Annotated in this window: 7 protein-coding genes; 4 read left to right on the forward strand and 3 right to left on the reverse strand. The window is 58.6% G+C overall.

Annotation, left to right across the window (positions count from 1 at the left end):
• The first annotated feature begins 159 nt into the window (after window positions 1-159).
• Entirely contained in the window at window positions 160-4,191 is a 4,032-nt protein-coding gene (locus PSH65_RS25475) for a hypothetical protein (protein WP_305423072.1), read from the forward strand.
• A gap of 197 nt (window positions 4,192-4,388) precedes the next feature.
• Here PSH65_RS25475 and PSH65_RS25480 read toward each other — a convergent pair whose 3' ends face one another.
• Window positions 4,389-5,738: an MFS transporter gene (locus tag PSH65_RS25480; RefSeq protein WP_305423073.1), complete on the reverse strand. Its 1,350-nt coding sequence runs from the start codon at window positions 5,736-5,738 to the stop codon at window positions 4,389-4,391.
• A 292-nt stretch (window positions 5,739-6,030) separates the two neighbouring features.
• Here PSH65_RS25480 and PSH65_RS25485 point away from each other — a divergent pair, with 292 nt between their 5' ends.
• A complete protein-coding gene (locus PSH65_RS25485) occupies window positions 6,031-8,313 on the forward strand; it encodes a bifunctional diguanylate cyclase/phosphodiesterase (RefSeq protein ID WP_305427051.1) in 2,283 nt (760 codons plus the stop codon).
• Here PSH65_RS25485 and PSH65_RS25490 read toward each other — a convergent pair.
• The gene (locus PSH65_RS25490) at window positions 8,204-9,100 is read right to left on the reverse strand and encodes an NAD(P)-dependent oxidoreductase (RefSeq protein ID WP_305423075.1); all 897 of its coding nucleotides are present in this window, start codon (window positions 9,098-9,100) and stop codon (window positions 8,204-8,206) included. The genes PSH65_RS25485 and PSH65_RS25490 overlap by 110 nt on opposite strands.
• Window positions 9,101-9,298: 198 nt before the next feature.
• On the opposite strand from PSH65_RS25490, the gene PSH65_RS25495 reads away from it, so the two are divergent.
• Window positions 9,299-11,494 (forward strand): hypothetical protein, encoded by a 2,196-nt coding sequence (locus PSH65_RS25495; RefSeq protein WP_305423076.1) that lies wholly within the window; start codon window positions 9,299-9,301, stop codon window positions 11,492-11,494.
• A 296-nt stretch (window positions 11,495-11,790) separates the two neighbouring features.
• Here PSH65_RS25495 and PSH65_RS25500 read toward each other — a convergent pair whose 3' ends face one another.
• Window positions 11,791-12,096, reverse strand: a complete 306-nt coding sequence (locus PSH65_RS25500) for a DUF2288 domain-containing protein (RefSeq protein ID WP_305423077.1) — start codon at window positions 12,094-12,096, stop codon at window positions 11,791-11,793.
• Window positions 12,097-12,447: 351 nt separating this feature from the next.
• On the opposite strand from PSH65_RS25500, the gene PSH65_RS25505 reads away from it, so the two are divergent.
• Complete coding sequence (locus PSH65_RS25505; RefSeq protein ID WP_305423079.1) at window positions 12,448-13,575, forward strand: branched-chain amino acid ABC transporter substrate-binding protein; 1,128 nt, start codon at window positions 12,448-12,450, stop codon at window positions 13,573-13,575.
• Window positions 13,576-13,775: the final 200 nt, after the last annotated feature.

A 13,775-nucleotide genomic window follows, 5' to 3' on the forward strand; every position in this document is an offset into this window, starting at 1 on the left:
AGGCGGTCGACAGTCTCCAGGCCACTGACGTTGACCCACCGAAACTAAAACCGTTCGTCAGAAAACCACCAGAACCTGCCATTTCTGACAGTAGTCAGCCCCCCCCCTCTCAGCTCATAAATGACTCCGTCGCCCATTCCTTCGACAGGAGTCTCTGCCATGCTCATGCAACCCCTGAGAAACCTCGCCCCCTTGGCCCTGCTCGACCCGGAAATCCCTGGGCGGACTGAGCCGCCGCTGGCCTCCGGGGAATGGGGGATCAACCTCGCCGCCGCGAAGGGCAACTTTCCCGAGGGGCTGAAAGTCCATATTCCGGCCTGGACGAACATGAGCAGAGGCGACACGGTCAGATTGCTGCTCAACGGCAGTGTGGTGGATCAGCACACCCTCGCCGAGGACACAGAAGTCGGTGAGCGCGTCACCTTGTGGATCGCCCACGGCCGCCTGCACACGGGTTCTTATACCCTGAGTTATGACGTCAAGCGCCTCAGCCAGGCGCTCGAACCCTACCTGCAGCTGCTCAAGCTCCGCGTCAAACTCGAACGGCCTGGCGGTCAGGACCTGGATCCGGATGCTGGCGAACATTCCGAGCTCTACCTGCACACTGACCCGGCGATCATTGCCGACGGCGTGGACAAGGACACCGCCAAGGACGGCGTGGACATCATCATTCAGGCCAAGCCGGGCAGCCCCACCACACAGCCGTACCCGAACATTGCCGTGGGTGACAAGATCATAGTGAGCTGGGGCGGCGAGCTGGTGCTGTCCGATCCGGTCACCCAGGCGCAGATCGACGACCCGGACAACCATCCCATCGTCGTCCACATCAGCGAATCGGTCATCCTGAGCGCGGGGGATTCGGGCCCCGAGGGCCTGGCCGTGACCTTCATGATCCATGACCTGGTCAACAACGCGTCCGAAGACTGGTGCCTGGAAACGCGCATCGTGGTCGACACCGGCAACTCGCGGCAGGATGCGCCGATCCTCGAGCAGGCCGACGGCAATGTGCTCGATCTGGACATGCTCGGCGATGCCGCGATGAAGCTTCTGGTCTGGGCCGCCTCCGTAGACTTCAAGCTGCACGATGTCATCATCATGCACATCAAAGGCACCACTCTCGACGACAAACCCATCGACATCGAGGTTCGTCAGTCCATCGATAAAACCCCGCCCCTGGTGGTCGAGGTATTACTGCCCAACAGCGCCGCCCGTGCATTGGCCAAGACCCAGGCGGTGTTTTTCTTCGAACTGGAACGCCCCGGCGCGGTCATCCCGCGTTCGAAGGGCCGCTTCATCAACATCATCGGCGAGGCCCGGCGCCTGGCGGCGCCTATTGCCGAGGACGCACAGAACGGTGCCCTTGATCCTGATCTGCCGAGCATCCGTGTGCGCATTCCCTTTGACGAAATCTTCCAGGTCGGCATGGCGATCGAACTCAAGTGGTTCGGCCGCCGCGCCGACCTGAGCACCTACGAGCCGGAACTGGACTGGTACTTTCCGAGCCAAGGCGAAATCGACGACAAGGAAGACTTCTTCATCACGGTGGAGGGCCGGCACCTCAAGACCCTTGAGGGCGGCACGCTGGAACTGTCGTACAACCTGCTCAGTGAAGAAAACGGCGAAATCGTCAAGCGCGGATCATTGTCCGCCGCGCTGCTGAACGTCGGTGAAGCGAAATTTGAACTGGTCAAACCCATCGTCCTCGGGGAAAAGGACGGTGCGCTGGAACCCAAGGATCTGCCCAACGGCACCGGCAAACTGACCGCGCCCAGGCCGACCGTCAACCCGACCCAATCCGGGGACGTGGTGACCTACACCTGGCTCGGCGAGGTCAGTGGCAAGCAGGAAGACTCGATCACCCTCAATGCGCTGTCCAAGGACAAGGACGTGGTTTTTACCCTCAATCTCATGTTCGTCGCCGCACACATCGAGCCGAACCGCGGCAGAAAGGTGACGGTCAAGTACAGCATCTGGCGTTTCGCGACGGGCGAGACCAGTTATTCGAACCCGTTGGAATTCACTGTGGGCGAAGTGTTTGACCTGGAACCGGCACCGCCGCGCATCCAGCAGGCCGAGGCCGATGGCACCACCCTGCTGCCCATCAAGGCTGTGGACGCGCTGACGGCCCTCATTCCTGCGGACGGATGGTTGCCGACTGACAAGTTGAGCGTGACCTGGAGCGGCGCATCGGGCACTGCGGCGGGCGGTTCGCACACCACTGATCCGAAGCCGATCAGTGAAACCGGGCTGAGCATCGCGCTGTTGGTCTCGGTGCTGGCGTTCAACCTGGGCCGGGCGGTGACGGTGACCTACACCATTACCCGGGATGGCAAGTCTATCACTTCGCAGCCGTTGATTTTGAACGTCGGCACCTTGCCGGCTTCGGCACTGAACTCACCGCTGATTCAGGAAGCCGACGCCAATAACGTGCTGGACGTCGGCGCACTGGGTGGAAAAAACGTCACGATTCGTGCGCTGAGTTGGGCGCTGATCGCGGTGGGTCAGCAGGTGTGGATGACCCTGGAGGGCCAGAAAGCCGATGGTTCTGCGCATAACCTGACGGTTTGGGCAGGGGGCAGCGCCCACTACGTCAACGATACCTGGTTCAGCCAGGGCTATTGGCTGCGCAGTGTCGCCAACAGCCACTTCACAGCGCTGGGCGATGACAGCCGCTTGAGGATCAAATTCTGGGTGGCGCTGGATCAGAGTAACAAGGTGGAGAATGCGGTGGCGTTTGTGGATCGGGTTTACACGATCAGGGCCTTTGAAGTCGTGACACCGACCATCACCCGGGCCGAAGACTCCAAGGGGGCTGAGATTCCTCCAGCCGGGTTCACCGTCGACACCACCGTGACACTCACGGGGACCGCCAGTAAGGGTCAGAAGGTCCAGGTCCTGGACGGCGACACGATCAAGGGGGAGGCGACCGCCGATCTCATCAGCGGCATTTGGACCCTTGTCATGACCGCCCTGAGTTTGGCCGCCCACAGTTTCACCGCCAAAGCGCTGTACGGCGCTGGGGCTTCATCGGCCGCCAGGGTAGTACATGTGGTGGCGGCCACGGACCCCACCATTACCTCGGTGAAGGATGCCAGCAATTGGGATATCCCCGATATGGGCTACACCGTCCACAACCGCGTCACCGTCACCGGCAGCGCGCCCCGCGGTCATAAGGTGGAAGTCTTCGTCGGAACCGTCTCCATGGGCAAAGTCGAGGCCGGTAGCAACTCGCTCTGGACAATCACACTGAACGGGTTGGCGCTTAACGTGCAGCACAGCATCCAAGCCATGGGCCAGTACGCAAGCAAGCCACCGTCGAACGTGTGGCGCCTTACATCAGTACAAGGCCAGGTGCCGGACATCACCGCCATGGATGATTCCAAAGGTGGGGCGATTGCCAATGGGGGAACCACTTACGATACCAGCGTGCGTCTGAGGGGGACGGCCAATGCGTTTCTTGCGGTCGAGATTTTTAATGGATCGATCTCCAAGGGCAAAAGCAGAGTCGACGCTAGTGGCAACTGGACTTTGACGGTCACGGCGCTGCCCCTTGCAACACATGAGTTCACGGCCAAAGCATGGTATGGATCAAGCACAGTGTCGACAGCCTGGAAAGTGACCGTGGCACCGTTGATTATTGTCGACCCATCACGACTTACTCTGTCTGGCGCCAACTTGTTTACGCGATCGACTGCATTCGTGCTAAGCGGATTCGACCCCGTGGGAACCGCTGCCGAACGCCGGGGAACCGGCGGGACACCTCCCTACACCTATTCATCGTCGAACTCTGCCATAGCCACAGTCGATAGCACAGGCATGGTCAGAAGCCAAGGAAACGGGAGCGCAGCCATCACGGTTCGGGACAGTCAGGGACGCACCGGGACGTTCGAAGTGGTATGTTCGGGGGTCGAGGAAATGGTACTGGACCCTCGTATTTTGACGGCAGGCGTGACTGCGTACATACAAAGCCAAGGTGGACGCACTTTCCCGCGAGACCCCGAGCCGCGGATGGCAAAATACCGGCGCACGGCACCCGACTCTCGATATATGTACCTCATAGGTTACGAACTGACCGGCAACACGTGGCACCCGTGCGAAGCTTACCAGCAGACGTCCTCAGGCAGATGGCACACGAAAACCACCAATCGCGAATACTCGAGTTTTCACGTAGGGACGATATACCTAAGATAATGCAAATACCGGCCTCTCAGCGCGTATAGGCCGCTATAAAAAGAAGGCCCGCAGCGAATGCGGGCCTTTTTTTGTCTGCTTGATTGTTGTGGTGTTGCTGATGGCCCCTTCGCGAGCAAGCCCACTCCCACATTTGACCGAATCCTTTCAGGAGAAATACGGTCGGAATGTGGGAGCGGGCTTGCTCGCGAAGGCGATCATGCAGGCGCCACAGAAACCCCAGGCTCAACCACCGCCACCAACCCTTCCTTCATCCGCCTGGCATCCCTGACAAAACACCGCGACGCCAAAAACAGAAACACCATGGTAAAGAACAGCGCCACCGGAATCAGGTACATCGCGTCATGCAAACCGACAGCTTTGAACGCTTCTGTCATCTGCTCGGCACCCGCCGAGAGCATCGCGCTATGGGCGAAGTGATCCGACAAACCGCCGACCACCACCGGCCCCAATCCCCCACCCAACAGATACAACCCGGCAAAGAACAACGCCATCGCCGTGGCTCGCAGGCGCGGTTCGACCACGTCCTGGATCGCCGTGTACACGCAGGTATAGAAGTTGTAGGCGAACAACCACCCCAGGCTGAACACCGCGACAAATACCCCGATCTCGATCCGTCCGGCGTGCAGCGCCCAGGCGGTGCACAGGGTCGAAATGATCAGACTGAATCCCGCGAACAGTAGCCGTCCATTGGCCACGCGCTGGTGAATCTTGTCAGCGATCCAGCCGCCAAGCGTCAGGCCGAACAGTCCGGTCACCCCGACGATCACCCCAGTCGCCACCGCGGCGTCCTGCAACGGCATCAGGAAATAACGTTGCAGCATCGGCACCAGAAACGAGTTGCAGGCATAGGTGGCGAAGTTGAAGCACAGCCCCGCCATCACCAGCCACAGAAAGGTCGGCACCGCCAGTACTCGACGGATAGGCCGGTCTACGCGCTCCTGAGACACTTGCACGCTTTCCGCCGCGCCGCGTTTCGGCTCTTTGATGAAGAACATAAACACCGCCAGGATCAGCCCCGGCACTGCCGCAATAAAGAACGGCGCGCGCCAGCTGTCAAATGCCTTGACCATCCAGCCGATGGTGAAAAACGCCAGCAGTAACCCCAACGGCAGGCCAAGCATGAAAATGCCCATGGCCCGCGCCCGACGGTGAGCCGGGAACAAATCGCCGATCAGCGAATTGGCGGCCGGTGCGTAACTGGCTTCACCGATGCCGATGCCCATGCGCACGACCAGGAAACTCCAGAAACTGCCCACCAGCCCGTTGACCGCGGTCAGCCCGCTCCATGCCGCCAGGCCCCAGCCCATCAACTTGCTGCGCGAACCGGTATCGGCCAATCGCCCCAGAGGCAGGCCGGCAATGGCGTAGACGATGGTGAATGCGGTCCCGATGATCCCCAGTTGAAAATCGCTGAGATGCCACTCCATGCGGATCGGCTCGATGATGATGGCCGGAATGGTGCGATCGAAGAAGTTGAACAGGTTGGCCAGGAACAGCAGGAACAGAATGCGCCAGGCATTCGCCGCTTGGGTCGAGTTCTGCATGGGTCCGTCTCTTTATTGTTATTGGGGCTTCACTGTCAACGCATTCGAGCCCGGAACCGTCAATCTAGTCAGGCCCGCCAGCGCTGTCTGTAATTATTCGTAATCCTGATACCCCTCCATGGCCACCCATGAGGGCCAGAAAACAATTTATTTCCAATCGTTCTAAAAGCCATTCCAAAAACATTGGCATTAATATGCCACCACCTCTTGCGCTCCATGCAAGGCCTCTATACTGCAAGCATTCGCCAGCGCGCATTGCGCCGGCCAGGATGGTTCAGAGATGGGGCATGCTATGGAGTGGCTTGGTTTGCATTTCATGACCGGGCTACCGGAGGGCGGGCAGGTCATACTCGATTGCACCCATAACCCTTTTCTGGTGTTACTGGCCTATCTAGTGGCCTGCGTGGCCGGTTTCGCCACACTGGACATGACCGAACGGGTCGGCCATGTGGAAAAATCCGCCTCCCAACGACTCTGGCGCTGGGTCGGTGCCGGGTGTCTGGCAGGCGGTATCTGGGCCATGCACTTCATCAGCATGCTGGCGTTCCAGGTGCCGATCGAAATCCGTTACCACCTGCCCACTACCCTGCTCTCGCTGTTGTTCGCCCTGACCGCCTCATGGCTGGCCATGTACACCCTCAGCCATCCTCAGCCGAGTTTCCCGCGATACCTGCGAGCCGCAGTCTGGATCGGCCTGGGCATCGCGACCATGCACTACGTGGGTATGGCCGCCCTGCGATCGAATGCGCTGATCTATTACCAACCTGTCCTGTTCGCCCTCTCCATCGTGATCGCCATCGGTGCCAGCCTGGCCGCCCTGCTGATGTCCAGTCACCTGCGCGATGGCGCTGGCGTCTTTCATCAATTGCTCAAATACATTGCCAGCCTGGTGCTCGGGGCCGGCATTGTCAGCATGCATTTCACCGGCATGGCGGCACTTAGCCTGGCGCTGCCCGCTGGCGGCCTTCAATCGCTGCCCGACGATAACAATCACCTGCAACTGGGGCTGACGGTGGCGGTTATGACGCTGCTGATCATCGGCAGCGGCATCAGCGCTGCATGGGCGGACAAAAAACTGCAACACAAGGAGCGTGACCTGCAGCGGGTCAACGCCCTGCTCAGTCAACTGGATCAGGCGCGCATGTCGCTGCAACAAGTGGCGCACTACGACCCCTTGACCAACCTGATCAACCGCCGAGGCTTCAACCAGATCTTCGCCGAGAAACTCATCGAGAAAACCAACGAAGGCGGCATGCTGGCGGTGATGTTCCTCGACATCGACCACTTCAAGCGGATCAATGACAGCCTCGGCCATGATGCCGGCGACGAATTGCTTAAAGTCCTGGCCAGCCACATCAAGTCCTCGGTACGCAGTCACGAAGACGTGGTGGCGCGCTTCGGAGGCGACGAGTTCTGCATCCTCATCACCCTGTACGACCGTGAAGAAGCGCGGCAAATGGCCCAGCGCATCATGCTGAAAATGAAGGAGCCCATCGAGTTGTCCGGACGGCGCATGGTCATGACCACCAGCATCGGCATCAGCCTGTTTCCAGAAGACGGCAAGACCTGTGAAGAACTGCTGAAAAACGCCGACCTGGCGCTGTACCAGTCCAAGGATTGCGGTCGTAACGCCCTGCATTTTTTCAGTTCAAACCTGAAAACCCGCGCCACCCTGGAGTTGCAGCTTGAAGAGGAACTGCGTCACGCCCTGCGCGAAAACACCGGGTTGATGCTGTATTACCAACCGATCTATGACCTGAGAATTGGCCAGGTCACCAAACTTGAAGCGCTGATTCGCTGGCAACATCCGGTTCACGGATTACTCACGCCGGATCGGTTCATCACCATTGCCGAAGCCAACGGTCTGATCGCCGAGCTGGACAACTGGGTGCTGCGCAAGGCCTGCGAGGACTTGGGCGAGCTGTCCCGACACGATTGCGAAGAACTCAAAATCGCGGTGAATTGCTCGCCCCTGAACCTTGTGCGAGAGGAACTGGCCAATGAGATCGAACACGCCCTGCACGCCTTTGGAGTCGCGCCACACCGACTGGAACTGGAAGTCACCGAGAATGCGCTGATGGGCAATATCACCAACACCTTGGTGTTGCTGCGGCAGATCCGTGCCCTCGGGGTCTCGTTGTCGATCGATGACTTCGGCACCGGCTATTCATCCCTGGCCTACCTCAGGCGCCTGCCATTAAATACGTTGAAGATCGACCGCTCGTTCATTCAGGACATCCCCAAGGCCACCCAGGACATGGAAATCGTCCAGGCCATTATCGTCATGGCCCATACCCTGCATTTGCAGGTCGTCACCGAAGGTGTCGAAACCTTCGAGCAATACGATTTTCTCGAACGCCATGGCTGCGATTTCGTTCAGGGCTACCTGCTCAGCCGTCCGGTGCCGCTGGCCGAGTTGCGCCCAGTGCTGGCCGAAATCAATCAGCGCAAGCACATGCACACCGTCAATCCTTTGAGTCTGGCTCGCGGTACAACTGCACTAGCGTCGATGGATCCTTTTCCAGGAACCCCTGCCCCCCATGGAGGCGCATCAGTTGTGCGGCCAATCCGCTGATCGGCGTGGCCGAGCCTTGTTCGCGGGAGAATTTCACGGCGCTGTCGAGGTCCTTGAGCAGCGTGCGCACGTGCCATTTCACCGGCTCGAAACGGCTTTCTGCCATTTGCGGCGCGAGAATCTGCAACGGTTTTGAATCGGCGAAACCACCGGCCAGCGCCTCGGCGATCAGGCGCGCGTCGACCCCGGAACGCTCGGCCAGCGCCACCACTTCGGCAATGACCAAGGCATTGCAGGCGACGATCATCTGATTGCAAGCCTTGGTCACCTGCCCCGCACCAACGGCACCCATATGGGTCACGCGCTGGCCAAGGGTCAACAACACCGCACGCGCGCGCGCAAGGTCTGCCGCTTCGCCCCCGACCATAATCGCCAGGCTGCCGGCCTCGGCACCGACCACCCCGCCGGACACGGGCGCATCGAGCCAACTCATACCGGTTATACGGGCCAATTCGGTCGCCATTTCTCGCGTCGCGGTGGGTTCCAGGCTGGAAAAATCCACCAGCAACTGTCCGCTTTTCCCACCCTCGGCAACGCCTGCCGCGCCAAACACCACTTCACGAACAACAGCGGTATCGGCCAGACACAGCATCACCAACTCCGCGTGCTGACACAGCTCGGCCGGTGTCGCCACTTGCCGTGCGCCGGCCTCGACCAGCGCTACGCACTTGTCGGGGTTGCGGTTCCACACCGTCAGCGGATAACCCGCCGCCAACAGGCGCTGGCACATTGGCAAGCCCATCAGGCCGATTCCGGCAAACCCCAGCGCAGGTAACGTTGCCATCATTTAGCCTCCCTTTGATTAAAGATCATCGAATATTGGCCGATTCATCATGATTAAGGAAAGGATTCCCCCGAGCGATGCTCAGGCCCAGGCCCTGACGCTTGGGCCACATTCGCGCTGCAAAAAAGACGCGAGATCCCATTCCGTGATGACTCGATGACACTTGTCGCCGAGCCAACTAGTCCAGGTATATGGCGCACAATGACTTCTAAAAATAATCCGGCCACCGCGGTATCCGACCTGACCCTGAGCCCCGCGGCGAACAGCCCCTCATCGTCGAAGCCATTGAGCCCGTCGCGTCCGCTGGCGACTCAGCAATACCTGTACTTCACCGAAACCAATACCGATCGCATCCTCGACAACCTCGACGGCCTGCGCGACCTGGTGTTCCCGCGCCCACCACACCTGGAAGGCGACAACGAACAGCACAGCGATCAGGAATTCCCGTCGGTGTGCCTGATTGGCCTGGGCCGTTGTGGTTCGAACATCGCGCTGGACGTGGCGGAGCTGGTGTACAACGCCCGTAAGTTCTACCTCAACGAATTCAACAACGAAGACCGTCTGTCGCCGGACAAGCGCTACGCCGAAAAGGGCTACAGCCCGGCGCAGTGGATTCGCAATAATCTGCGCCTGGGGCCGAACAAGGCCAGCAAACCGGTGTTTCTGGTCGAGCCGCTGGTGATGCTCGGCGACCTGGACAAGGACATCGCCGGTCGCATCCGCTTCTCGCGCAAGGGCGAAAAAAGCGGCTTTTTGCGCGACTACAGCAAAATGAAAATCATGGACTTGTCGGAAGTCCACGCCGGAGGCGCCGGTAACGCGCCGATCCTCGGTCAGTACCTGGCCAAGATCATCCTGAACAAGGACACCCAACGGTTCTCCAGCCCTGACTGGAAGATGATTCACTCGTACCTGATCGACAGCTGCGGGATCAAGGCCAACCAGTCGCGCCTGTATTTCTCGATCTTCAGTGCCGGCGGCGGTACCGGTTCGGGCATGGCCTCGGAGTTCGGTCTGGCTCAGCAGCACTCGTACATGAACAAGACGTTCGACACCAAGCCGATGGACGAGCACGACAGCAAGAGCGGCCATTCCTTCGTCTTCGAGCCGATCTTCACCAGCGGCATTTGCGTACTGCCGAACATTTCCGATCACCGCAGCGAAATGTCCGAGGCGCTGCACATCAACGCCGGTCGCCTGCTGTGCAAGTACCTGTCGGAAGAGTGGGACTTCTCCTACAACTTCGCCAACGAAGACAGCAGCGAAGCCAGCGTCATGGGCCGTATCCGCCCATGGAACGCGATGATGCTGATCTCCAACGACATCATGCGTTATGCCGAAGAAAGCGATGACGGCAACATCCAGAACATTGATGTCAATGCGATGGAAAAGCACGCCAACCAATACATCTCGCAGCAGATCTTCAACATTCTGACAGCGCAGGCGGTGACCACCGACTACGACCAGAACTATTTCCGTCGCGCCGGTATCGACATCGGCGAAACCATTCGCCTGGACGCCAACGACCTGTTCATGAGCCTGGCCGGCCCGGTGGCGATTGCCTACGCCGAGTCCGTGGTGCCGGAAACCCCGCCGCCGAGCAGTGACAAATTCAAGGTGTTCGAGAAAGAGCCGCAGCGCCTGAACATTGATGACCTGTTCTTCCGCTCCATCGACCTGCCGCACTTCAACAAGGTTACCCAGGCGATCGAAGGCATCAGCCTGCTGCCGATCGAGTCCAAGCGCTATCGCGCCTCGCTGGAACAGTACAAGAATTCAGGTTATGACGCGGCCGCGTTGCACGACCTGCACTTCTTCAAGAACTGCTCGTCGGTGGTGTCGATTGTGTCCTTGCCCAAAGACTACAAGCTGTCCTACATGGACCTGAACCGGTTGAAGACCCACCTCAACAGCCTGTTCCCCAACACCACGCTCAAGCGTTATGCGTTGGTGATCGGCGCCTCGGCCAACCTGTCGCTGACCACCCTGATCGCCAAGAGCCCGTGCCTGTCGGACGACTTCCTGACCCTGATCGTGGCCTTCATCAAGCGCTGCTTTGCGAAAAACCCGTACCGCTTCGACGAGACGCTGGACAACTCGATCCTGGACTTCATCATCAATGAAGACTTCGACGAAGACCGCATCGATGAACTGCTCAACGAATTCGAAAACCCGGCGAAGATCCTCGATACCAACTGGTACGCGATCAAACCGATGTATGAGAAGAAGTACCGCGAGCTGATCAACGACAAAGACAAGTTTGTCTCGATCAATGACATTCGTTTGTCCCGGGACTGCGTGAAAAAGTCGATCAAGTATCTGCGCGAGATTTACCGTCACCGGATTGGCAAGACCAAGGTTATTTCTTTGAATAACCATACGGGCAAGACCGCTTAAACCCAGCTGACCCCAATCGCGGGCAAGCCCGCTCCCACAAGGACCGCGTTCTCTTTTGAAAAACGCTGTACCTGTGGGAGCGGGCTTGCCCGCGATGGCGGCATAAGCATCACCACAAATCCCAACATCCAGAAACAATTAAGCAGCCCATCGGCTGCTCAACAAACTGTTCCCGTTACGTTTACGTCACCGTTATACCGGCCTTTCTGTGGCCTTTCTCCACGGCCACCTGCCATCACGCTACTCGGCTACACACTTTTGCCCGACAAAACAAAGCACCAAATCAGTGCAAGCCTTCAAGCCTTCGCCCTTTCCTGGATCATAATCCACGGCGAAACCACCACCGCCCACAGCTCCGGATCGCGCTCGAAAAGATCCAGCGCCCGCGTTTCAGACAGCTTGGCGACCTTGTCGGCGGCCAGCCAGGCAGCGACTTTCTCGCCTTCATCGGTTGCCACCGCTTCTGCTGCAGCGATCAAATCCAGGCCTGAATCGACCCACAATAGGGCACCCTTGGCAAAGAACGGCTCCAACTCTTTCCAGGTAATAGATGCGGTTTCACCAAGCAGCTTGGCATAGAGGGTGCTAGGTTCTTGAATCATGGGTTTCTGTCCGCAAAGAAAATCGACGTGAATGATAACGTCGGTAGTGCGCCAGAAAAACCCGGGTGCAATTGCGTGACCGATCGAGAAATGCAGAAAAGCCAGGGAATGCTGCTGAATCCAAGTATTAGCCAGCTAACATCCCGCCTTGATTCTGTCTTTTTCTTTCAATAAAGCGACACCCTCAGGTTTTGCCCCCTGGCGCCAGCTTCCCAGGCTAACAATCGGCGCTCTACACTGTACCGGTACAGTTGCCGGGGGCATTTTCCGGAGGATATCAACGATATCTGACCCGGTTCTGCTGCTACGGCGCCAGGACTATAAAAACTACAACAGTAAGAGTGGAGCACTATGACTAAGGCTACTAAGCAGATTTCAAAACTGTTTGCCGCTATGGTTCTGGCCGGGGTTGCCAGCCATTCGTTCGCCGCTGACACCATCAAGATCGGCATCGCCGGCCCTAAAACCGGCCCTGTAGCCCAATACGGCGACATGCAGTTCAGTGGTTCCAAAATGGCCATCGAACAAATCAACGCCAAGGGCGGCGTCGACGGCAAGAAGCTCGTTGCTGTTGAATACGACGATGCTTGCGATCCAAAACAAGCGGTTGCTGTTGCGAACAAAGTCGTCAACGACGGCGTCAAGTTCGTGGTCGGTCACCTGTGCTCCAGCTCCACTCAGCCGGCGTCCGACATCTACGAAGACGAAGGCGTGATCATGATCACCCCGGCTGCCACCAGCCCGGACATCACCACTCGCGGCTACAAGATGATCTTCCGCACCATCGGCCTGGACAGCGCCCAGGGCCCTGCTGCCGGTAACTACATCGCCGATTTCGTCAAACCGAAAATCGTTGCTGTGCTGCACGACAAACAGCAATACGGTGAAGGCATTGCCAGCGCCGTTAAACAGACCCTCGAGAAGAAAGGCGTCAAGGTTGCCGTGTTCGAAGGCATCAACGCCGGCGACAAAGACTTCTCTTCGATGGTCTCCAAGCTCAAGCAAGCCAACGTCGACTTCGTCTACTACGGCGGCTACCACCCGGAGCTGGGTCTGATCCTGCGTCAATCCCAGGAAAAAGGCCTGAAAGCCAAGTTCATGGGTCCGGAAGGCGTGGGTAACGACTCCATTTCGCAGATCGCCAAGGAAGCTTCCGAAGGCCTGCTGGTGACCCTGCCGAAATCCTTCGACCAGGATCCGGCCAACATCGCCCTGGCTGATGCGTTCAAAGCCAAGAAAGAAGACCCGAGCGGTCCGTTCGTGTTCCCGGCCTACTCGGCTGTGCAAGTCATCGCCGAAGGCATCAAGGCCGCCAAGAGCGAAGACACCACCAAAGTGGCTGAAGCTATCCACAAGGGCACGTTCAAAACCCCGACCGGCGACCTGTCTTTCGACGACAAGGGCGACCTGAAGGACTTCAAATTCGTGGTTTACCAGTGGCACTTCGGCAAACCTAAAACCGAAGTTTCGCCTCAGTAAGGCCTTGGCCTGACTGACTGCCAATAAAGCCCACGGCGTGCCGTGGGCTTTGTTTTACGAACGTATTGGGCCGCGCTGGCGTGATCCGCCAGTCTCCCCACCTGAAAATCTCAAAACCGTCATCAGCGGTTCGCTGGCAAACCTCGAATTCGAAGTGGGTGCAGATCCACGGGGCTCGAGCGGGAAAATGACTCCACCAG

It is taken from the genome of Pseudomonas sp. FP603, from assembly GCF_030687415.1.
GTDB classification, from domain to species: domain Bacteria; phylum Pseudomonadota; class Gammaproteobacteria; order Pseudomonadales; family Pseudomonadaceae; genus Aquipseudomonas; species Aquipseudomonas wuhanensis.